Origin of the sequence: Antarctobacter sediminis (genome assembly GCF_019218285.1) — a bacterium.
GTDB classification, from domain to species: domain Bacteria; phylum Pseudomonadota; class Alphaproteobacteria; order Rhodobacterales; family Rhodobacteraceae; genus Antarctobacter; species Antarctobacter sediminis.
The window spans coordinates 319086-340406 of sequence record NZ_JAHUZG010000003.1; the positions used below are offsets into that span (position 1 = coordinate 319086).

General features: G+C 60.7%; 19 protein-coding genes. 18 read left to right on the forward strand and 1 reads right to left on the reverse strand.

The genetic code is table 11. The features are described 5' to 3' along the window. The first annotated feature begins 22 nt into the window (after positions 1–22). The 9 genes from KJP30_RS16585 (at position 23) to repC (ending at position 9276) form a co-directional block, all read left to right on the forward strand. Positions 23–505, forward strand: a complete 483-nt coding sequence (locus KJP30_RS16585; protein ID WP_218450455.1) for a TRAP transporter small permease — start codon at positions 23–25, stop codon at positions 503–505. Then, the gene (locus KJP30_RS16590) at positions 502–1782 is read left to right on the forward strand and encodes a TRAP transporter large permease (protein ID WP_218450456.1); all 1281 of its coding nucleotides are present in this window, start codon (positions 502–504) and stop codon (positions 1780–1782) included. Before KJP30_RS16585 ends, KJP30_RS16590 begins: the two co-directional genes overlap by 4 nt. A gap of 7 nt (positions 1783–1789) precedes the next feature. After that, complete coding sequence (locus KJP30_RS16595; protein ID WP_218450457.1) at positions 1790–2554, forward strand: enoyl-CoA hydratase/isomerase family protein; 765 nt, start codon at positions 1790–1792, stop codon at positions 2552–2554. Continuing rightward, positions 2551–3339, forward strand: a complete 789-nt coding sequence (locus KJP30_RS16600; RefSeq protein ID WP_218450458.1) for an IclR family transcriptional regulator — start codon at positions 2551–2553, stop codon at positions 3337–3339. The genes KJP30_RS16595 and KJP30_RS16600 overlap by 4 nt, the downstream gene beginning before the upstream one ends. Positions 3340–3353: 14 nt before the next feature. After that, positions 3354–4502 (forward strand): CaiB/BaiF CoA transferase family protein, encoded by a 1149-nt coding sequence (locus KJP30_RS16605; protein WP_218450459.1) that lies wholly within the window; start codon positions 3354–3356, stop codon positions 4500–4502. Next, positions 4499–5602: a CaiB/BaiF CoA transferase family protein gene (locus tag KJP30_RS16610; protein WP_218450460.1), complete on the forward strand. Its 1104-nt coding sequence runs from the start codon at positions 4499–4501 to the stop codon at positions 5600–5602. The genes KJP30_RS16605 and KJP30_RS16610 overlap by 4 nt, the downstream gene beginning before the upstream one ends. 194 nt (positions 5603–5796) lie before the next feature. After that, the gene (repA, locus tag KJP30_RS16615) at positions 5797–6993 is read left to right on the forward strand and encodes a plasmid partitioning protein RepA (protein WP_218450461.1); all 1197 of its coding nucleotides are present in this window, start codon (positions 5797–5799) and stop codon (positions 6991–6993) included. Further along, a complete protein-coding gene (repB, locus tag KJP30_RS16620) occupies positions 6993–7970 on the forward strand; it encodes a plasmid partitioning protein RepB (RefSeq protein ID WP_224874699.1) in 978 nt (325 codons plus the stop codon). The genes repA and repB overlap by 1 nt, the downstream gene beginning before the upstream one ends. Before the next feature lie 247 nt (positions 7971–8217). After that, positions 8218–9276: a plasmid replication protein RepC gene (repC, locus tag KJP30_RS16625; protein WP_218450463.1), complete on the forward strand. Its 1059-nt coding sequence runs from the start codon at positions 8218–8220 to the stop codon at positions 9274–9276. A gap of 48 nt (positions 9277–9324) precedes the next feature. Here repC and KJP30_RS16630 read toward each other — a convergent pair whose 3' ends face one another. Next, positions 9325–10509 carry a mandelate racemase/muconate lactonizing enzyme family protein gene (locus tag KJP30_RS16630; RefSeq protein ID WP_218450464.1) on the reverse strand — a complete coding sequence of 395 codons (1185 nt, stop codon included), beginning with the start codon at positions 10507–10509 and terminating at the stop codon, positions 9325–9327. A gap of 213 nt (positions 10510–10722) precedes the next feature. Between KJP30_RS16630 and KJP30_RS16635 the strand changes: the two genes are divergently transcribed. From KJP30_RS16635 to KJP30_RS16675, 9 genes are all read left to right on the forward strand, one after another. Continuing rightward, the gene (locus tag KJP30_RS16635; protein WP_218450465.1) at positions 10723–12243 is read left to right on the forward strand and encodes a sulfatase family protein; all 1521 of its coding nucleotides are present in this window, start codon (positions 10723–10725) and stop codon (positions 12241–12243) included. A gap of 13 nt (positions 12244–12256) precedes the next feature. Further along, the gene (locus KJP30_RS16640) at positions 12257–13411 is read left to right on the forward strand and encodes a mandelate racemase/muconate lactonizing enzyme family protein (protein ID WP_218450466.1); all 1155 of its coding nucleotides are present in this window, start codon (positions 12257–12259) and stop codon (positions 13409–13411) included. 48 nt (positions 13412–13459) lie between these two features. Beyond that, positions 13460–15361 (forward strand): ABC transporter substrate-binding protein, encoded by a 1902-nt coding sequence (locus KJP30_RS16645; protein WP_218450467.1) that lies wholly within the window; start codon positions 13460–13462, stop codon positions 15359–15361. 77 nt (positions 15362–15438) lie between these two features. Further along, positions 15439–16422 carry an ABC transporter permease gene (locus KJP30_RS16650; protein ID WP_218450468.1) on the forward strand — a complete coding sequence of 328 codons (984 nt, stop codon included), beginning with the start codon at positions 15439–15441 and terminating at the stop codon, positions 16420–16422. Beyond that, positions 16419–17564, forward strand: coding sequence for an ABC transporter permease (locus KJP30_RS16655; RefSeq protein WP_218450469.1), 1146 nt, complete (start codon positions 16419–16421; stop codon positions 17562–17564). The genes KJP30_RS16650 and KJP30_RS16655 overlap by 4 nt, the downstream gene beginning before the upstream one ends. Positions 17565–17571: 7 nt before the next feature. Further along, entirely contained in the window at positions 17572–18567 is a 996-nt protein-coding gene (locus tag KJP30_RS16660; protein ID WP_218450470.1) for an ABC transporter ATP-binding protein, read from the forward strand. Further along, positions 18560–19549 (forward strand): ABC transporter ATP-binding protein, encoded by a 990-nt coding sequence (locus tag KJP30_RS16665; RefSeq protein WP_218450471.1) that lies wholly within the window; start codon positions 18560–18562, stop codon positions 19547–19549. The genes KJP30_RS16660 and KJP30_RS16665 overlap by 8 nt, the downstream gene beginning before the upstream one ends. A 78-nt stretch (positions 19550–19627) precedes the next feature. Then, positions 19628–20299 carry a GntR family transcriptional regulator gene (locus KJP30_RS16670; protein WP_218450472.1) on the forward strand — a complete coding sequence of 224 codons (672 nt, stop codon included), beginning with the start codon at positions 19628–19630 and terminating at the stop codon, positions 20297–20299. A 95-nt stretch (positions 20300–20394) separates the two neighbouring features. Then, positions 20395–21291 (forward strand): NUDIX hydrolase, encoded by an 897-nt coding sequence (locus KJP30_RS16675; RefSeq protein WP_218450473.1) that lies wholly within the window; start codon positions 20395–20397, stop codon positions 21289–21291. Positions 21292–21321: the final 30 nt, after the last annotated feature.

The window sequence follows — 21321 nt, forward strand, 5'->3', positions numbered from 1 at the left end:
CGGTCGGACGGGAGACCCTGACATGAACGCTGTTGCCACATGGACATTTCGCGCCGAACGGTTGGTGTCCTTTACCGCGCTGGCGGTGCTGACCGGCTCTGTCCTCTGGGGCGTGCTGACGCGCTATGGCACTGAAAAACCCGCGGTCTGGACCACCGAACTGTCGGGGATCCTGTTCACCTGGGTGGTCTACATCGGGGCCATGACCGCGCATCGGGAAGGGCGGCACATCCGCGTCACCTTGCTTGTCGATCTTTTGCCGTCTGCCGCGCGCCGCGCCGTAAGGATCCTTGCCGACCTTCTGGTTCTGGCTTTCCTGATCTACGTCACCTGGTTGAGCGTTCTGATGATGCAGAAAGGCGCCAGCCGCCCTTCTCCGGTTCTGGATATTCCGTTTTCCTGGGTCTACCTCGCCACGGTCATCGGCTTTGCGGGCATGGCGATCAGCCAGACAGTGCATCTTGTGACCGGGCGTCGACCGTCCGCCGCCGAGGACATGCTATGAGTCTTGCCCCGGTCCTGATCCTGCTGTTCGGCATTGCCATCGGAATTCCTGTCGCCATGAGCATCGGCATGGCGGCGTTGTCCTTCTTCCTGCTGTCCGGCGCGATGCCGCCCGAAATATTCGTGCAGCGCATGGTCGCGGTGACCCACAGCTTTCCGCTTCTGGCCGTGCCCCTGTTCGTCATGACCGGAGTCGTGATGAACTATGCCGGGATCACCCGTCGCATGATGAGTTTTGCCGAAGCCCTGACGGGGCACTGGAAAGGCGGGCTGGCACAGGTCAACGTATTGCTGTCCACGCTGATGGGCGGAGTTTCGGGTTCGGCCAATGCGGATGCGGCAATGCAATCCAAGGTGTTGGTGCCCGAAATGACCCGGCGCGGCTATGATCTGGCTTTTTCAAGCGCGGTCACCGCCTCTTCCTCGATTATCTCTGTCATCATTCCGCCGGGGATCGGTCTGATCCTTTACGGGTTCATGGGCGATGTTTCCATCGGGCGGCTGTTTCTTGCGGGGATCGTGCCAGGGGTGGTGATATGCGCCGCGATGATGGGTGCCGTCGCAATCCGGTCACGCCAACTGGGCCTTCAACCCGCCTTTGACCGGCCGATGCCCTGGGCCGGACGAGCCGTGGCGCTGCGGGGGGCCTTCCTTGCGCTGCTGGTGCCCGTGGGGATCGTCCTTGGCATCCGTCTGGGCTTTTTCACCCCGACCGAAGCAGGCGCGATGGCGGTGCTGTTTGCCATCATCGTCGGCATCATTCATGGCGACCTGAAATTGACCCATGTCGCCCCGATTCTGGAACAGACGATGCAGGCGACTGCCGTGATCCTTCTGGTGATCTGCGCCGCCAATGCCTTTGGGTTTTACATGACGTGGGAGCGTATCCCCGCACAGGTCGCCGATGTCATGTTGTCCCTGACGGACAACCCGCTGGCCTTGTTGTTGATCATCAACCTGCTGCTGATCCTTGCAGGCATGTTCATCGAAGGCTCGGCCGCGCTGATCCTTTTGACGCCGATCCTTGTGCCCGTGGTGACCAAACTGGGTGTGGATCCGGTGCATTTCGGCATCGTCATGGTGTTCAACCTGACCATCGCCGGGGTGACGCCGCCCTTGGGGACGTTGATGTTCACCACCTGCCTGATCACCGGCACCCCGATCGGCCGCTTTATCCGCGCCTCCCTGCCCTTTTACGCGGTGCTCTTCGGGATGCTGATCCTGCTGACCTATGTGCCGGCGCTGTCGCTCTGGCTGCCCAACCTTCAATTCGACTGAGATACAGATGACCCAAGACACCGACGGCGCCGTGCGCCTCGACATCAATGGCCCGCTGGCCGAGATCGTCCTTGATCGCCCCGCGAAACACAACGCGCTGACACCGCAAATGTATCGCCAGATCGGCGCGGCCTGCGCCGAGGCCAACGAAACCGCCGCGGTCAACGTGGTGATCTTTCACGGTGCCGGAGAACGCGCCTTTTGTGCCGGATCGGACGTCAAGGCGCTGGACGGTTACGAAGATTTCTGGGCGTGGCGCAATCGCTACGACTATATTCCGCCGATCCTTGCCCTGCGCAAACCGGCCATTGCCGCGGTCAAGGGCTGGGCGCTTGGCGGAGGATTGGAAATCGCGCTGGCCTGCGACCTGCGCGTGGTAGCCCCCAGCGCCGTCTTTGCCGCACCCGAGGTGCAACTGGGCTGGAACGGAGCGGGCGGCGCCGCGCAGCAGATGACCCGCCTGTGCGGACACGGGCAGGCCCTGCGTTACCTTCTGACCGGTGATCGGTTCACCGCCGAAGATGCGGCGCGCATAGGCATGGTCGAATATCTAGTCGATCGTGGCGAGGAGCTGACCAAAGCCCGCGAAATCGCCCTGAAGATTGCCGGATTTGCCCCCCACGCGACGCAGGCCGTCAAGGCCGCGGTGCGCGGCGCGATGGATCTGACGCTGGAACAGGGGCTGCGCAACGAAAACGAACTCATGTCCCTCTGTTTCGCCAAGGCGGAACAGGCCAGACTGCGCGCCATGCAGCCAGGGAAAGAACCATGAGCAAACCCGAAGAAAAAAAGAAATCCGCCGTTCCCGCCGTCGAAAAAGCGCTGGACGTGCTGGAACTGCTGACCGACGCCCCCGCCGGTCTTACCATGAATGAGATCGTCGACGCGCTGAACCGCACCATGGGCGAGATTTATCGCGTGGTCATCTACCTTGCGGAACGCGGATACCTGCAACAGGACCCGCGAACCAGCCGTTATGCCCTGACGCTCAAGCTGTTCGAACTGTCGCACCGTCACGATCCGACAGAGCGGTTGATTCACGCCGCATTGCCTTTGCTGGAACGGGTGGCGGCGCGCACCAACCAGTCCTGTCACCTCGGGGTGCTGAACCGCGACAACGTGCTGGTTCTGACCTCGGTTCAAAGTCCGCTGCCCGCAGGATACGCGGTACGCACCGGCGCGCTGTTCCCGGTCGGCCAGACCAGTTCAGGCCATGTGATCCTGGCCTTTTCGGACGAGGACACGCAGGCCCGTCACATCGCCCGACAGCCAGAAAATGCGCGCGACGCCCTTGCTGCACGTCTGGAGCGCATTCGCAATGCCGGGTTCGAAGACACGCCCAGCACCATGATCGCCGGGGTCCGCAACCTTTGCGCCCCCGTCTTCGACACGCGCGGCGTGGTGGCCGCCATAACCTCTGGTTTCATCCAGCAACTCGGGCAGGCCACCACCGCCGAAGACACGCTTGCCACGCTCCGCCTCACCGCGCTCGACCTGTCGCGCGCGCTTGGTTTCAACCCCGAGAACAGCCCGCACGGGCCGGTTCTCTCTTCCTGACCTGAAAGACCCCCATGACAATCGCCCCCCCTCCCCTGCCGCTTGCCGGTCTCCGCGTTCTTGACTTCGCACAGTTTCTGGCCGGCCCTGTGGCCGCGTTGCGCCTTGGTGATCTTGGCGCAGAAGTCATCAAGATAGAACGCCCCCAAGGGGGGGATCTGTGCCGGTCCATGGTGGTCAACGACCAGCGGCTGGATGGCGACAGCCTTGTGTTTCACACCTTCAATCGCGGCAAGAAAAGCGTCACCGCCGACCTGAAACAGCCCCAAGACCTTGCCCGCGTGCAGGCCCTGATCGAAACCGCAGACGTGCTGATCCACAATTTCCGCCCCGGCGTGATGGAACGGATCGGGTTGGGTTATGACACCGTGTCCAAACTGAACCCGCGTCTGATCTACGGAGCCGTTTCCGGCTATGGCGGCGAAGGCCCCTGGCGCGACAAGCCGGGTCAGGATCTGCTGGTGCAGGCCTTGTCGGGCATCGCGTGGCTGAACGGAAACGATGGCGACGGTCCGGTGCCCACCGGATTTGCCATGCTGGATGTGGCGACCGCCGGGCATCTTGTGCAGGGCCTTCTTGCCTGCCTCGTCCGGCGCGGCGTCACCGGCAAAGGCGGCCTTGTAGAGGTCGACCTGATGTCTGCGGCGGTCGATATGACTTTTGAACAGCTCACCTGCTTTCTCAATGATGACAATCGCCAGCCGCGCCGCCACGCACAGGGCAATGCAAACCCGTATCAGCCCGCGCCTTACGGCCTGTACAAGGCTGCGGACGGCTGGATGACGGTGGCCATGTGTCCACTCGGCAAGCTCGCAGGCCTGCTGGAGGCGCCGCAGATCGCAGAGTTCCCGCAGGAAGATGCTTTTGCGCGGCTGGATGAGATCAAGGTCGTGGTTGCCAAGGTACTGGCCACGCGACCGGTCCAGCATTGGCTGGATCGGCTGGAGCCGGCCGGGGTCTGGTGCGCCCCAGTGATGGACTGGCCCGGTTTTGTCGCTTCCGAGGGTTTCGCCGCGCTGGATGCCCTGCAAGACATCCGCACCACGTCTGGCGACAGCGCCAGCACCACGCGCTGTCCGATCCGGGTCGACGGACGTATTCTGCGGAATCCTTCCGCCGCACCGCGGCTTGGGGCCGACACCGATCGCCTGTTGCCCTCATGACCGCGCCCCTGGCCGGGATCACCGTTGTCGATTTCAGCCAGTTCCTTGCCGGGCCTTATGCCTCGCTCCGTTTGCTGGACCTTGGTGCCCGCGTCATCAAGATTGAAAACCCGCAGGGTGGCGACCTATGTCGTCGCCACTATGTGTCAGAGGTTCGGACCAAGGGCGATTCCAGCCTGTTCCACGCAATCAACCGGGGCAAGGAAAGCATCGCTCTGGACCTGAAGACGCCCCAGGGCCTTGAGGATGCAAAGCGCCTTGTGGCCCGGGCCGATATTGTAATCCAGAACTTCCGCCCCGGAGTGATCGAACGTCTGGGATTGGACTATGATCGCGCGCGCGCCCTGCGTCCCGGCCTGATCTATGGGTCCGTCAGCGGCTACGGCGAAGACGGACCCTGGGCGGACCTGCCCGGGCAGGATCTGCTGGCGCAGGCACGCAGCGGACTGATGTGGCTGTCTGGCAATGCCGATGACGGCCCCGTGCCCGTGGGTCTGCCCGTCGCGGATATCTCGGCGGGGGCCTGCCTGGCGCAGGGCTTGCTGGCGGCGTTGTTCCGTCAGGCCCGCACCGGCGAAGGGACCCATGTTCAAACCTCGCTTCTTGAGGCCCTGATGGACATCCAGTTCGAATTTCTCGGAACATGGCTGCGCAATGGCGAACAGCCCCCGCAACGCATGACGCAAGGGTCGGCACATGGCTATCTTGCGGCCCCCTATGGCGTTTATGCCTGTGCGACAGGGCATCTGGCCCTTGCGATGACCCCGCTGGAACGGCTCATGCCGCTGTTGGGTCTGGCCCCCGACGCCCGCGACCCGTTCCGCGACCGTGACGCAATCTGCGCGCGAATCGCTGACCGCCTGCACCACAGGCCCGCCGCCGATTGGGAGGAGGAACTGGGCCGTGCCGGGGTCTGGTGCGCCCGTGTCCGGACATGGGATGAATTGCGCGCGGGCGGCGGGGCAATCGCCCGCCAGATGTTGCCCCCTGCCCTGCCCCTTAGACTGGACGGTCAGCGCCCGCACCCGGCTTCATTTGGCCCAACGCTCAATGAAAACGAAAGCACCCTGCGGGCCGAGTTCGACCTGGGCGGCACCTGACAACCGCTCGAACAGGTGCCGATGCGCCGGGTTATCCACCTGTGCCTGTGGGCAAGTATTCCGCTATATTTAGAAAACTGTTGCCGGAATCGCGATTCCATGGCATTTCACGTTCTGACGGTGAAGCGCGGCATACCGCCAATTGACCGTCAGAACCCAAAAGAGCCCTCAAGGGCCCATAGAGGCGGCAGAGCATGAATGAGCTGAACGACGTCAGACCCCTGGGCGTCAACTCCGAACATATCGGTGCCTTTGCGGATAGTCTTGCCGAATCATTGGACCGGCAAATGAAAATCGCCTTCCAGCCGGATGCGCGCAAACACCTGCGCCGTTTCTCCTCTGGTGAGGTGGCCGAACTCTTGAGGGTGAGCACGTCGAACCTACGCAACCGTCACAAGGATGGCAGCTTTCCGGATGTGCAGACCGATGCCCGCGGGCACCGGTCCTATTCCGCGGAAGAGATTGACCAACTACGTGATATCCTTGGGAAAACCGGGAAAAATGCCCAAACTTACCGCCCCGGTCGACGGGACGGAGACCGGTTGCAGGTTATCTCGGTGGTTAACTTCAAGGGCGGCAGTTCCAAGACAACGGCGACGATCCACCTTGCTCAGCGATATGCCTTGCGCGGTTATCGGGTGCTGGTGCTGGATCTCGATCCGCAGGCCAGTCTGACGACGTTCTTCGGATTTCGACCCGAGCTGGAGTTTTCCGAGGGCGGAACGATCTACGACGCCTTGCGCTATCAGGACCAAATGCCCCTTTCGGCGGTCATCCGGAAAACCTATTTTCATAAGCTGGACATGGTGCCGGCGGGTCTCATGCTCTCGGAATACGAGACTGAAACCGCAAATGCTCTCGCTAACCGTGTGCAGCCCATCTTTGCCGAGCGGTTGACACTCGCCCTGGAAGAGGTTGCTGACGACTACGATATCGTCCTGATGGATTGCCCTCCGCAGTTGGGTTTTTTGACGTTGACGGCCCTTGCTGCGTCTACCGGTCTTTTGGTCACGGTGGTCCCCGGCATGTTGGACATCGCCTCGATGAGCCAGTTTCTCAAACTGGCCTCCGAAACCGTTCAAGCGGTCGAAGAGGCCATCGACCGGCGGGTCAACTGGGATTTCGTCAAGTTCCTGATTACACGCTATGAACCTTCGGACGGGCCACAGACACAGATGGCCGGGTTCCTCCGGTCGATCCTTCTGGATCAGGTGTTGACGCAACCCATGCTCAAATCCACCGCCATCAGCGACGCGGGCATGACCCAGCAAACGGTCTATGAGGTGGATCCCGGACAATTCATCCGCAAGACCCTGGACCGGGCGCTGACCAGCGTGAACAGCGTTGCCGATGAACTGGAGCTTACGATCCAGCAAGCTTGGGGGCGCTGATGGCACGCAAGATCTTTACCCCTCCGGACGCCCCCTCAAAGGATCAGGCGGACTCCCCTGCCCTGTCGAAACGTGGCTCTTACACGGCTTCTGTTGGCGGTCTGCGGGACAGCCTGCGCGAGATTACGGCCAATTCGATTCGCGATATTGACCCGGACCGCATTGACCATGACGGCCTGCGCGACCGTCTGGCCATGGATGATGACGGCATCGCCGATCTGGCCGAAAGCATTCGGAAGCATGGGCAACAGGTACCCATTCTTGTGCGCCCGTCCGGCGCGCCCGACCGCTATCGGATCGTCTATGGCAGACGCAGGCTCGCCGCCATTCGGCAGCTTGGCGTTCCGGTCAAGGCGATTGTGCGGACCTTGGACGACGAGGCCTCGCTGATCGCGCAAGGCCAGGAAAACAACCTGCGGCTTGACCCGTCGTTTATCGAAAAAGCGTTGTTTATCCGGGACATGCAGGCCGAAGGTTACAAACCTCAGGTCATTCAGGATGCACTTGGTTTGTCCCGGCAAGGGATTTCGAACCACAAGGTGGTGCTGGACCAACTGCCCGAAGAAGTGATCCGACTGATTGGTCCGGCGCATGGTGTTGGCCGCCGCCAATGGTCAGATCTGGCTTCTGCCCTGCCCGCTGAACAGTTGGTCGAGGTAACGCACATCGCACTATCGGCCCTGCCCGAGGCTACCCCCAGCGACGAGAAATTTCTGACGGCCTTGGCGGCCGCAAAGAAGCAAAAAGACAAGCCCGCGCCGTCCTCGGTGACCGATGTCCACCGCGGAGGACATTCGTTGATCACGGATCATGACGGACGGCAGATCGCGGAATTGGTTCGAAAACGTGGCACGATCGGCATTCAGGTGTCGACCAAGACAACCCCGGAATTCAGTCAATGGCTGGAAGACCATGCATCCGAAGTGATGCGGGATCTGTACAGCCGTTGGCAGAATGGCACCGACCGGGCCGACTAAACCCGGCGGGAAATAACAACACGAGGCAAGAAAGGAGCACAAAGAACAGCACAAAAGAAAAGAGCCCCCCAAGGTTTCCCCCGGAGAGCCCTCATCATTCGATTAGCACTCAAGATGTAGCAATCTCCGACATTCCGGTCAAGCGCCACCGATTCGGTGGACAGTAGATTCTTGTCTGAATCTCACTCTTTCTGCGCGGAAGAGACCGGTCTTGGTGTGGCCTGACGGCTGTTCGGTGAAAAACACCATGACATTCAGACAAGTCCCCTCTCCCGTGGTCGTCACGGGACCCGACGTCGTGCGCGAATCAAAAACTCAAAACCCGCTCTGGGAACTCTTTCAGGCTGTGCGCGACGCGCGCTGCTTGTTGGGCCTGCGCTCCGGGCATCTGCAAACCTTGCAGGCCATGCTGAGCTTTTTGAAGCCTGGCCAAGGTCTGGTTGTCTTTGCCTCTAACATCGAATTGTGCCGGCGCGCCGGTGGCGTGGACGAACGAACAGTCCGTCGCCATTTGAACCGGTTCGAAGAGATCGGGTTCCTTTCTCGGCAAGACAGCCCGAACCGAAAACGTTATCGTGTTCGGTCTCCCGAAGGTGAAACGCTCAGTTTCGGTCTTTCCCTTGAACCCCTCCTTGCGTTGCGCGACCAGATTGTCGCGCTGGCTCATCAGGCCGAGGAAGAACGTCGTCGATGCCGTTTCCTGCGCAAAAAGATCCTTTCGCATCTGGCCGCTTTGGAAGAAATTCAGGACTGCACCTATGACACAGAGGATACCCGCAGGATCCTCCGTCGCAAAATGTCAGCCAACGACTATCAAACGCTGCTTGACGGATTGCCTGCCCTCCCGAAACAAGAGCAAATATCGCATCCTGAGCAGCCCGAAACGCCGATTTTGTCCGCCAATGACGGGCAAAATGTCCGGCATCATTCTAAGTCAGAAAAAGAAATAATTGATTCTGAAAAGGCCAGCCCAGCCGTAACACCCGACGCGCTCATGAAGATTTGCTCGGAAGCACAGTCCTTTTCAGCGGAACCTATCCGAGATTGGCAGACTATTGAGCAACACGCTTGGTTTCTGGCACCCATGATGGGAATTGACAACGCAATGATGAGCGCAGCCACAAAGAAAATGGGGCTACGTAATGTCGCCGTGACGCTTTTCATTCTGCTTCAAAAAAGCGCCAAGATCCGAAGCCTCCCGGCCTATTTCCGCAGCATTACACTGGGGTCTAAGGCGGATTCGTTTTGTCCGCAAAAGCTGTTGTCGCGCCTTGAGGATCGAACAACAGCTGGCATCAAAGTCTGATGTCCACCGCGGTGGACATCAGTTTGCCTCGACATAACCGAGCTATGATCAACCAAATGCATGATACTCAAAACCGGACACTGTTGCGACGGCGTGCAAGGTTTGAAACTCGGCTATGCAATCGGGCAACGTATCGAAACCCAGTCCAAGAGAAGCGGGCAGGGGCAGCCGATCTGCCGGACCAACATTCCCGGTCCCAAGAAATGCGTCGCGTAGTGGATTTGGGTTTACATCACATTCCAGCAACCCGTCACCACCTACTGCCGCCAGCAAACCTGCTGATGCTAAAAGGCCCACGCCACCACCAAGGAAGTGCGGGCAATAACTGATGCCTCGGGCAATGGCAGCTTGCGCAACTTTCTCGCAGCCACTGATGCCACCCCATTTGATGACATCTGGCTGCATGACAGCCAAAGGAAGAGTCTCGATCGCTTTCATAAAACTGGACAGCCCGGCGATGTTCTCACCACCCGCAAGCGGAACCCAGCTTTCCCGCGCAAGAGACTGCCAATGTTCCTTCGGGGCATCTGCGGCTATGGGCTCTTCAACCCATGTCAGCGGGCATTTCGCCAACCGACGAAGCGCATGCCGTGCTTGATCCAAATCCCAACCCTGATTGACGTCAGCCATTAGGTTTTCGGAGGTTCCAAGGTTGTCGGCCAGATGGATTAACCGGGCGACATCGTCACTAAGCTCAAAGCCAACCTTAACCTTGAAAGCCCGATGGCCACGCTCCCGGCAGGCTGCGATCACCTCTTCGGCTTCACGGATGTCGATCCCGCTGGCATAGGTCGGAACACTGTCCGGAGCGTCCGCCGAAAGAAACTTTGCAAAGGGCAGGGCGGCCTTGCGGGCAAGAAGGTCATGGTAGGCAATATCCAGACCGGCAATCGCCTGATCGAAAGGACCCCATTCCCGCGACTGCAAGGCGCGAATGTGGGTCTGTCTTGTGAGGGATACGAACAGACCGTCTTGCCGATCATAGCTCTGACCGATGAACAAATCGGCCAGGTCTTCGACCAGCAGCCGGGCGCGATGCTCGGCCCCGGCCGCCGGCCAGTTGGCAAAGACCTCTCCCCAGCCAAAGGCACCGCTGCTGTCTTCCAGCCGCAGGAACACCGCGGGGCGGTCCCGCATAGCGCCAAAACTGGTGCGAACGGGCCGTGCCAGCGGCACCCGAAATACATGCACATCAAGACGGGTGAGTGGATCAGATGGCGTGAGAATCGTCATATCGAGGTCCTTTGACTGGTCGGTTTCCAAAGAAAGTTTCCTTTGGTCTCAACAACATGATCAATATTTTTGGTCTGACCAAAATATAATAGTCGACAGGGGAAAGTAAATAATCGACGATTTAGGAAAGATCATTACTCGAAAATGCCACATGCACGTCGAACCGGGGGGACAGGTGAAAACATATCGCAAACAGGCAGGCGAACCGTCGCAATGAACGCCACGCCCGACATTCTGCTAATCACCACTGACCAGCATCGCGGGGATTGCATCGGTGGTGCAGGACGCAAAGTACGCACACCGAACATCCAGCGCATCGCGGACCGAGGTGCCCGGTTCGACACCTGTATTGCACCTCATCCGATGTGCCAGGCGGCACGGGCGTCGATCCTGACCGGCAAGCTGCCTTATAGCCATGGGGTTCGCGACAATGGCCGCAACCTGGACCCGGCGTTTGCCGAGGAGGGCTTGGGCGGGATCTTTTGTAAAGCCGGTTATGACACTCAGTTCGTCGGAAAGGCCCATCTGTCGACACATGAGACCTTTGAGCCGACGGACCAACCGGAATGCTACACGTCGGTCGCGGATTTCCCTGAGGATTGGACTGGACCCTACATGGGTTTCGAACAGGTCGAACTGATGCTGCGCCCCCACCATCATTGCGGATGGAAAGATCGCCCCTACACGCTTCACTACGAAAACTTTCTGGATTGGGACGGGCAGGGGGGCACACGCTGGGCGAAGGCCAAGGAAAAAAGCGCCCCGCTGACACGGCACAAGCAGGTCTGGCGCTCGGCCCTTGAGGATGAATGGCAATCAACCACTTGGATCGGCGACCGGACGATAGAGATGCTGACCAAGGACCGCCAAAATCCTCTCATGGCCTGGGTGTCCTTTCCGGATCCGCATCCGCCGTTCCTTGCCTCCGATCCGTGGTCTCGGTTGTATGACCCGGCTGAGGTGGACCTGCCGCCGCATCGCGAGCTGGATCTGGACCGTCGCCCATGGTGGCACCGCGCCTTTCTGGAAAGCCCGGCACGGCGCAATCAAAAGAGGGAACACGCCGGGGATCAGCCCTTTTGGGGGTGGGAAGGCGCGCTGGAGGATCGCGACCTGCGTGATGTGATCGCCGTGTACTACGGAATGATCGCAGCCATTGACCACCAGATCGGACGCATCCTCGATCATCTGGAAGCCAGCGGTCGACTGGACAATACCATCGTGATCTTCACCTCGGACCATGGTGAGTGGCTGGGCGATCACGGGCTGCTGCTGAAGGGGCCGATGTTGTACGATGGCCTGCTGCGTGTTCCGCTGGTCATGGCGGGACCGGGCATTGCCAGCGGGCGATTTGATGCCCCGGTGTCCACGCTGGACCTGCGTGCGACGCTTTCCGACCTCTGCGGGCTTGACGTGACGCCGGATGACGGGCGGTCGCTGATGGACGTGATAACGGGCGCGACCCGTGAGGTCGCCCACAACGAATGGGAAGTCGATCCGGCGCGCAGCGGCGTGGACCTTGACCTGCGCACGGTGCGGTCCGCGACCCATCGGCTGTCGATCGACCTGAAAAGCGGGGCAGGGGAGCTGTACGACCTGTCCTTCGACCCGCACGAAATGACCAACCTCTGGGACGATGCCGGGGCTGCGGGACACCGCGACCGGCTGACCGCGAGTATCGCGGCGGACCGTCCCGGCATGATCCCCGCCGCGCCGCGCGTCGGCTGGCACTGAAAGGCCTGTTTCCATGTCAAAGATTACCGCCATCGAACCGCTGCTGGCCCGCGTCGGCATCCGCAATCAGCTATTGGTAAAAGTCACGACCGACGACGGGCTGGTGGGCTGGGGCGAATCCGGACTGTCAGCGCGCGAAGATTCGGTTGCCGCAACGATCCGCCATTTCGCCAGCTTTCTTGTCGGAAAGGATTCCAACCAGATTGGGCGCATCTGGCAGGAAAGCTATCGCAGCCAGTATTTCGAAGGCGGGCGCGTGCTGACCGCCGCCATGTCCGCCATCGATATCGCGCTGTATGACATCCTTGGCAAACGTCTGGGCGTGCCGGTTTATCAATTGCTGGGGGGCAAGCAGCGCGACGAGATCCCGACCTTCCCCAGTGCGCAATCCACAGATCTGGACCAGTTGATCGCAAAAGCGCGGGTGCTGGTCGATGCCGGATGGGATTGCCTGCGGATCTACACGGGCGAGTTCAATGGCAACGGTGAATTCGATCCGCGCAAGAACCTGAACAGTGCAAGCAGGGAGCTGATCGCGTTGCGCGAGGAATTTGGGCCGGACCTGTGTCTTGGCATCGACCTGCACCATCGCCTGTCGATCGCCGAAACCGCGGATTTCTGCAACCGGCTACCTGCCGGGACGCTGGACTTCCTCGAGGAACCGATCCGCTGCGAGACGCCCGAGGCCTATCGCACCCTGCGCGCCATGACCAATATCCCCTTTGCCGTGGGCGAAGAGTTCGCCAGCAAGTGGCAGGCCGCGCCGTATATCGAACAGGGCCTGACCCAGTACATGCGGCTGGATATCTGCAATATCGGGGGCTTCACCGAGGCGATGAAGGTCGCGGGATGGTGCGAACGCCACTACATCGACCTGATGCCGCACAATCCGCTGGGCCCGGTCTGTACCGCGGCAACGATCCACATGGCGGCGGCGGTGCCGAATTTCAGCTGGGCCGAGACCCGGCAGGGACCGACCGAGGATCTGGGCTTTCACGATCCAGAGCTTTTCCCCGTTCAGATCCCGCTGGAGGGGATCACCTACAAGGTGCCCGACCGGCCGGGTCTGGGCGTCGAGGTGGACGAGGACAAGATCCGGGCCACCACCCCCCAACATGTCGAGCCGCCGCATCTTTGGCGGCCGGATGGATCTGTCACCAACTGGTGACCAATACGTTCAGCAAGGAGGAGGAAACCAATGCTGAGAAAGAGGAGAATGACGACGCTGGCCAGTGTCATCGCCATGGCGATGGCCGCGCCCGCGGTCGCATGGGAAGAAGCGCCGGACCTGGCCCGCATGGTGGCGGAGGGGAGCCTGCCACCGGTGGACGAACGTCTGCCCGCAGAGCCGCTGGTCATGGATGTAATCGAGGGGCCGGGCGAATACGGCGGCACCCTGCGCCGTGCCATTCTGGGGGGCGGCGACCAACACAACATGGTCCGCACCATCGGTAGCGATAACATGGTGCGCTGGTCCCCGGACTGGAAAGAGATCCGCCCCAATATCGCGAAGTCCTGGACCGTGTCCGATGACGCCTCGAAGTTTACTTTCACCCTGCGTGACGGGATGAAATGGTCGGATGGCGCGCCCTTTTCCGTCGATGACATCATGTTCTGGTACGAAGATGTCTTTTCCGATCCCGACCTGACGCCCAACAAGGACGCGACCTTTGTCGGTCCCAATGGCCCGGTGAAGGTGACCAAGATCGACGAGGTGACCGTCGAATTCGATTTCGGTGCGCCCAACGGGCTTTTCCTTCAGGGTCTGGCTTATGGGTTTGGCTATCACCCCACGGCCTTTCCGAAACATTACCTCAGCCAGTTCATGCCCAAGTACAACGCGGACGTGCAGGCTTTGGTCGATGCAGAGCCTGCGGCGGGCAACTGGATACAGCTGTTCAACCTCAAGGCCGGGCCGATGGACACGCCGCTGTTCTGGCAAAACCCGGATCGCCCAACGCTGCACGCATGGCATCTGACCAATGCCTATGGCGCTACCGACCGCGTGGTGGCCGTGCGCAATCCCTATTACTACAAGGTCGACAGCAAGGGGCAGCAGCTGCCTTATATCGACCGCATCACCTATGATCAGGTCGAGGATGTGGAAACCATCCTGCTGAAGGCCTTTAACGGCGAGATCGACTATATGCTGCGCCACATCGGGCGGCCGTCGAACAAGGCGGCGCTGACCGACAATATGGAGCGCGGCAAGTATCGGTTCTTTGATGTGGGCGATCTGCCGGGCAACAGCATGATCCCGATGATGAACCTCAACCATACCGATCCGGTCAAGCGTGAGGTCATCAACAACAAGGATTTCCGCATTGGCGTCAGCCACGCCGTGAACCGGCAGGAAATCATCGACCTGCTGTACTTCGGGGCAGGGGAGCCTGCACAGGTTGCACCGCGCCGTGGCAGCACCTTTTACCGCGAAGAGTATCAAAAGCAGTACACGGAATATGATCCGGATCTGGCGAACGAATACCTGGACAAGGTGCTGCCCGAGAAGGACAGCGAAGGCTATCGCCTTGGCCCGGATGGCAAACGGTTCACCATGATCTTCCTCGTCGCGGATGTATTCGGGATGCAATTCCCCGATGCGATGGAACTGATCGCCGGCTATGCCGCTGACGTGGGGCTGGATTTCCAGATCCGTGCCACAGACCGGTCGCGCCTGATCGAGCTGCACACCTCGAACAATTTCGATGCCTACCTTTGGAACTGTTCGGGCGGGCAGGCGGATATCTACACCTCGCCCATGTGTTACATGCCGATGATTTCGAACTCGGTCAGCTGGGCGCGAGAGTGGGCCGCATGGGGCTTGGATCCGTCGACCGGTGAAGAGCCGCCACAGGGCGTCAAGGACATCTTTGCAAAGTACAAGGAAATCCGCGCCGCAGCGACGCCGGAACGGCAGCAAGAGCTGATGTTCGAATTGCTGGACATGCAGGCCGAGCAGTTCTTCACCGTCGGTATGATCCACACCGATCCGGTGTTCGGGATTGCCCGCAACAACGTCCGCAACGTGCCGGATCCGCTGCCGATCAGCGGCCAGCTCTGGTTCCCGGCACCCTATACCGCTCAGATGTACTTCGAAGGCGGTGCCAACCTGCCCTGATCCGAAGTACCCTTGGGGCGCCTGCATCTCCTCCCGGCGGGCGCCCCGACCTCATTGTGCAACGCAACGGAGAAGACATGGGCGGCTTCATCCTGCGGCGGGTTCTCTACATGATCCCGACCGTCTTTCTGGTCTCCATCGTGACCTTCATCATCATCCAGCTTCCGCCGGGCGACTATCTTGACAGCCTTGCCGCCGAAATGGGCGAGGCGGGCGTAGACAACACCGCCGTCGTGGAACAGCTGCGCGAGCAGTACGGGCTGGGTCAGCCTATGTACCTGCAATACTGGAAATGGATGACCGGCATCCTATTCGAGGGCGATTTCGGCATCTCTTTTGAAAAGAACGTCCCAGTGACGGATGTGATCTGGGACCGGCTGGGCTGGACCTTTGCGATCTCGATCCTGACATTGGTGTTCATCTGGATCGTCGCTTTGCCAATCGGGATCTATTCGGCGGTGCGCAAGTATTCGGTTGGCGATTACATTGCGACCTTCTTCGGGTTTGTCGGGCTGGCCGTGCCGAATTTTCTGCTGGCGCTGGTCATGATGTACGTGGCTTTCAAGTATTTCGGCCAGTCCGTCGGCGGGCTGGTCAGTCCCGAATACCTTGACCAGCCGTGGTCCTGGGCCAAGTTCGGCAACCTGCTTCAACATATCTGGATGCCGGTTTTCGTGGTCGGCACATCCGGGGCTGCGGCCCTTATCCGCATCATGCGGGCAAACCTTCTGGACGAATTGTACCGCCCCTATGTGGTGACCGCCCGCGCCAAGGGCATGTCGGAATTCCAGCTCTTGCTGCGGTATCCCGTGCGCGTCGCCCTGAACCCTTTCATCTCGACCATCGGGTGGATCCTGCCGACCCTCGTGTCGGGAGAAATCATCGTCGCGGTGGTCATGAACCTGCCCACCACCGGGCCGCTCCTGCTGCGGGCGCTTCTGGTGCAGGACATGTACCTTGCCGGATCGCTGATCCTGATCGTCAGCCTTCTGACGGTGATCGGCACGCTTTTGTCCGATGTCCTGCTTGCTTGGGTCGACCCGAGGATTCGTTACCAATGACAGCCGTAGAAACATCCACAGAGGCGCAGGCCGCCCAGTCGGTCAAGACACCCGCGCTGCTGGGGCCCTGGGCGTTGATGTGGCGGCAGTTCCGTCGCCACAAGATCGCCTACGTCAGCCTGTTCATCGTGGGGTTCGTCTACTTCGTGGCCCTGTTCGGAGAGTTCCTGAGCCCCGCCAGCCATGTGCAGACCAACACACGTGCCCCTTTTGCGCCGCCGCAAGGCATCCATTTCTTCGCCCCCGGCGAAGATGGTGAAAGCCGCTTCATCCTGCACGCCCGGGGCCTGAAAATGGAAATCGACCGGGAGGCCATGCGCCGTCATTTCGTCGAAGATCCGGAAAAGGTGATCCCGCTGGGGTTCTTCGTGAAGGGCTTTGAATACAAGCTCTTGTGGCTGATCCCGACCAACCGGCATTTCTTTGGTCCGGTGAACCCACGCGACAAGGTCTATTTCCTTGGTGCGGATCGACTGGGTCGGGATATCCTCAGCCGGATCATCATGGGCACGCGCGTTTCCATGTCGATCGGTCTGGTGGGGGTGGCGGTTTCGCTGATCGTGGGTGTCAGCCTTGGCGGGATTTCCGGCTATTACGGCGGCTGGATCGACAATGCGATCCAGCGGTTGATCGAGTTCCTTCGGTCCATCCCGACGATCCCGCTGTGGATGGGGCTGGCCGCGGCGATCCCCTTGGACTGGCCGCCGCTGCGGACCTATTTCGTTGTGACGATCATCGTGTCGATGATCGGCTGGACAACGCTTGCACGCGAAGTGCGTGGCAAGTTCCTGTCCCTGCGGCACGAAGATTTCGTCACCGCGGCGCGGCTGGACGGGCTGTCCGACTGGGAGGTGATCCGCAAACATCTGGTGCCCAGTTTCGCCAGCCATATCATCGCATCGCTGACCTTGGCCGTGCCGCTGATGATCCTTGCCGAAACCTCGCTGTCCTTTCTTGGGATCGGCCTGCAACCGCCCATCGTGTCGTGGGGCACATTGCTGAAAGAAGCGCAGAACATCCGCACCATCATCGAGGCCCCCTGGCTGTTGATTGCCCCCGGGTCGGTCATCGTGGTCGCCGTTCTTGCACTCAATTTCCTTGGAGACGGACTTCGTGATGCCGCAGATCCCTATGCACACTGACCCTCCGATGATCGAGATCCGCGGGCTGAAAACGCATTTCTTCACCGACGACGGGTTGGTGAAGGCCGTCGAAGGCGTGGATCTGGATATTCAGCCCAACCGCACCCTGTGCCTGTTGGGGGAGTCCGGCTGCGGCAAGTCGATCCTCGCCCGATCCATCCTGCGCATCGTCGACGCGCCGGGGCGGATCACCGGCGGCAGCATCCTGTATCACGCTGCCGATGGCCGCACAGTCGATCTGGCCCGGGCGCGCCCCGGTTCGCGCGAGTTGCGTTCGATCCGGGGCAGCGACATTTCGATGATCTTCCAGGAACCGATGTCTTCGCTGGGACCGATCCAGAAGATCGGTAAGCAGATCACCGAAACCATTCGTCTGCATCGTGACGTGTCCAAGGCCGAAGCCAAGGAAGAAGCCATAGACATGCTGGCTCGCGTCGGCATCCCGCGCCCTGCGGAACGGTACGAAAGCTATCCATTCGAGCTGTCGGGGGGGATGCGGCAGAGGGCGATGATTGCCATGGCGCTGTCCTGTCAGCCGCGTCTTCTGATCGCGGATGAACCGACGACTGCGCTGGACGTGACCACGCAGGCGCAAATCCTCGACCTGATTGCCGAGTTGAAGGAAGAATTGCAGATGGCGGTGATGCTGATCACCCATGACCTTGGCGTGGTGGCAGAGGTCGCCGACGACGTGGCGGTGATGTACATGGGCAAGATCGTCGAGAAATCGGACGTTTACGGGCTGTTCGAAAATCCGCGCCACCCCTACACCCGCGCCTTGTTGGATTCTGTTCCGCGCATCGGGATGGCGTCAAAAGAGCGGCTGCCTGCCATTCGCGGCATGGTGCCCCATCCGCTGGCGCGGCCTTCGGGCTGTACCTTTCGCACCCGTTGTGACCGGTTCATGCCGGGCACCTGCGACCTGCGCGAACCCCGGCTAAGACGGCTGGACGGCGGCGAAGTTGCCTGTTTCCTGCACGATGTGGAGAGCACCGATGTCTGACGCCATTCTCGAAGTCCGTGACCTGACGATGGAATTCGGCGGCACCAAGGGTGGCTTGATGTCCAAACCGGCACGGGGCTTCGTAGCCGTCGATGCCGTGTCTTTCGATGTGAAGCGGGGCGAAACCTTTGGCATCGTGGGGGAATCCGGCAGCGGCAAGACGACGCTGGGACGCTGTATCCTTCGCGTGTTGAACCCCAGCGACGGCAGCATCCGGTTTCGCCCCCAGTCCGGGGACGAGGTGGAACTGGCCAATGCCCAGATCGACCAGTTGCGGCAGTCCTGGCGCAAATTGCGAATGATCTTTCAGGATCCGCAGGCTTCGCTGAACCCACGCCTGCGGGTGATCGACATCGTCGGGCAGGCCTTGCAGAAATCCGAAGGGCTGAAGGGCAAGGCGCTGGCCGAGCGGGTTGGCGGCCTTCTGGAAAACGTCGGGTTACGGCGCGAGTTCATGCACCGCTATCCCAACGCGTTTTCCGGTGGGCAGCGCCAGCGGCTTGGCATTGCGCGTGCGCTGTCCACGCAGCCGGAACTGGTGGTCGCGGACGAGGCGGTGTCGGCGCTGGACGTGTCCATTCAGGCGCAGACGCTGAACCTCTTGCAGGATCTGCAAGAAGAGTTTGCGCTCACCTTTGTCTTTATCGCGCATGACTTGGCCGTGGTGGAACATATCTGCGACCGTGTGGCGGTGATGTACCGTGGTCAATTCGTCGAAGTGGCGGATACCCGGACGCTCTTTCGCGAGCCGCGCCATCCCTACACCCGGGCTCTTTTGCAGGCGGTGCCGGTGGCCGACCCGCGCCAGCGTCGCCGCAAGGCCGGGGCAGGGGCCGAACCCGTGGATGTGACCGCGCCCACATCCGGGTGCCGCTTTGCGCCAAGATGCCCCCATGCCACCGACCTGTGCCGGAAAACGCGTCCGCCCGCCCGGCAGATCGGCGGCGCGGACGTGTTGTGCCATTACGCGGGGGAGGTCTGAGCATGGAGATCCGCGCTATTTCCCAACGCAGGGGGCATTGCTATAGTGGCTGCTAATCCGAAAAAACAGGCGTGGCGCATGGCAAAGGATGACGGGACCGAGGAAACCTCGCTGTACGATGCGATCCTCGATGACATCTACGAAGGGCGTCTGGCCGGGGGGCAACGTCTGAAAGTTTCGGAACTGGCCGATCGCTTTGGCACCAGCACCAGCCCGGTTCGCGAGGTGTTGCGCCGGATGCAGGGCGAAGGGTTTGTCCAGATCCACCCGAACAAGGGGGCTACGATCCGGCCCACTGACACCGGGTTCCTTCAGAACGTCTTTGAAGTGCTCCAGATGCTGGAACCTTACTTCGTCACATGGTTCGCGGATTATGCCTCGCCCGAGATGGTGGACGAACTGGAGAGTATTCAGGCAAAGATCAAGGCCACGCCACATGCCGAACAACGGGCCTTTCGCAAGCTGGATTTCGAATTTCACGACGTGTTCAGTCGTCACCACTACAACCAGACGGCGGCAGAGATCTGGCACAATCTGCGGACCTCGTTGAACGTGCAGGCGGCCCGCTTGCGGATATCGCCTGCCCGGTTCGAGACCATCAAGGAAGAACACGATGAGATTGTCGCCGCCTGCCGCGCGCATGACGCGGCGCGCGCGCACCTTGTGATCTGCAAACATGTGGACGGATCCTTTGTGCAGATGTCCCAGCAGATCCGTGCGCTTGGCCTGTCGAAAGGCACCTCTTTCTGACCGGCCGCCCTCTGGGCCATCTGTTCCTGCCGCTGGGAATTTGCGTGAACTGACGATCATGCTATCGGGTTGCGCGGAAGGTGACAGGTGTTCAAGTGCGCGCAGAATTTGCAAAAGCCGAACTGATCGCGGTTCTTGTCGCGGTGACGGACAATGAACCGCGGGTGATGACCGTGAGGGCAGGAGAGGCTTTGCCCTCTGGTCCTTTCGAATCCGGCCACCGGACGCTGCAAAGCGGATTGCGGGACTGGATCGAAAGTCAGACCGGCCATCCTGTCGGGTTCCTTGAGCAGCTTTATACCTTTGCGGACCGGGACCGCGATCCGGCGGTGTCCGGCGATGCGGCGCGTCAGATTTCGATCGGCTATCTGGGGCTTGTGCGCGAACAGGTGGCGCCCGGTGCCGGCAAACCGGCTTGGCATGGCTGGTACGAGTATTTTCCTTGGGAGGACCACCGCGACAGCCGCCCAGAGGTGCTGACCCAGATCACCGACAGGTTGCTGGTATGGGCCGCAGAGGATGAACTTCGGCGTCAGCGCGTGGATTTTCTGTTCGGCCTGAATGGCTTGCCATGGAACGAGGATCTGGCCCTGCACCGCTATGAACTGATGTACGAAGCAGGTCTGGCGGAAAGCCCGTCGCGCCCCGCGCGGGAGGCTTTTGGCCGTCCGATGGCCGGGGACCACCGCCGCATTCTGGCGACCGGGATCGCCCGGTTGCGGGCCAAGATCAAATATTACCCCGTCGTCTATGAACTGATGCCCGATGCTTTCACCCTGCTACAGCTGCAACGCGCGGTGGAATCGCTGTCGGGCCTGCGGCTGCACAAGCCGAATTTCCGGCGGCAGGTCGATCAGCAGGAACTGATCGAGGAAACCGGCGAAATGTCGAGCGGCACAGGTGGCCGTCCGGCCAAGCTCTATCGCTATCGGCCCACCGTGTTGAGGGCACAAGCCCTGTCGGGGTCCCGGCTGCCCGTGTCACGCCATTGACATAGTCTCGAACTGAGAATAAGTAGGGTT

What these genes read in the sequence shown, in the direction of transcription:
- KJP30_RS16585 (WP_218450455.1), top strand. Translation starts at nt 23, where the DNA reads ATGAACGCTGTTGCCACATGGACATTTCGCGCCGAACGGTTGGTGTCC.
- KJP30_RS16590 (WP_218450456.1), top strand. Translation starts at nt 502, where the DNA reads ATGAGTCTTGCCCCGGTCCTGATCCTGCTGTTCGGCATTGCCATCGGA.
- KJP30_RS16595 (WP_218450457.1), top strand. Translation starts at nt 1,790, where the DNA reads ATGACCCAAGACACCGACGGCGCCGTGCGCCTCGACATCAATGGCCCG.
- KJP30_RS16600 (WP_218450458.1), top strand. Translation starts at nt 2,551, where the DNA reads ATGAGCAAACCCGAAGAAAAAAAGAAATCCGCCGTTCCCGCCGTCGAA.
- KJP30_RS16605 (WP_218450459.1), top strand. Translation starts at nt 3,354, where the DNA reads ATGACAATCGCCCCCCCTCCCCTGCCGCTTGCCGGTCTCCGCGTTCTT.
- KJP30_RS16610 (WP_218450460.1), top strand. Translation starts at nt 4,499, where the DNA reads ATGACCGCGCCCCTGGCCGGGATCACCGTTGTCGATTTCAGCCAGTTC.
- repA (WP_218450461.1), top strand. Translation starts at nt 5,797, where the DNA reads ATGAATGAGCTGAACGACGTCAGACCCCTGGGCGTCAACTCCGAACAT.
- repB (WP_224874699.1), top strand. Translation starts at nt 6,993, where the DNA reads ATGGCACGCAAGATCTTTACCCCTCCGGACGCCCCCTCAAAGGATCAG.
- repC (WP_218450463.1), top strand. Translation starts at nt 8,218, where the DNA reads ATGACATTCAGACAAGTCCCCTCTCCCGTGGTCGTCACGGGACCCGAC.
- KJP30_RS16630 (WP_218450464.1), bottom strand. Translation starts at nt 10,509, where the DNA reads ATGACGATTCTCACGCCATCTGATCCACTCACCCGTCTTGATGTGCAT.
- KJP30_RS16635 (WP_218450465.1), top strand. Translation starts at nt 10,723, where the DNA reads ATGAACGCCACGCCCGACATTCTGCTAATCACCACTGACCAGCATCGC.
- KJP30_RS16640 (WP_218450466.1), top strand. Translation starts at nt 12,257, where the DNA reads ATGTCAAAGATTACCGCCATCGAACCGCTGCTGGCCCGCGTCGGCATC.
- KJP30_RS16645 (WP_218450467.1), top strand. Translation starts at nt 13,460, where the DNA reads ATGACGACGCTGGCCAGTGTCATCGCCATGGCGATGGCCGCGCCCGCG.
- KJP30_RS16650 (WP_218450468.1), top strand. Translation starts at nt 15,439, where the DNA reads ATGGGCGGCTTCATCCTGCGGCGGGTTCTCTACATGATCCCGACCGTC.
- KJP30_RS16655 (WP_218450469.1), top strand. Translation starts at nt 16,419, where the DNA reads ATGACAGCCGTAGAAACATCCACAGAGGCGCAGGCCGCCCAGTCGGTC.
- KJP30_RS16660 (WP_218450470.1), top strand. Translation starts at nt 17,572, where the DNA reads ATGATCGAGATCCGCGGGCTGAAAACGCATTTCTTCACCGACGACGGG.
- KJP30_RS16665 (WP_218450471.1), top strand. Translation starts at nt 18,560, where the DNA reads ATGTCTGACGCCATTCTCGAAGTCCGTGACCTGACGATGGAATTCGGC.
- KJP30_RS16670 (WP_218450472.1), top strand. Translation starts at nt 19,628, where the DNA reads ATGGCAAAGGATGACGGGACCGAGGAAACCTCGCTGTACGATGCGATC.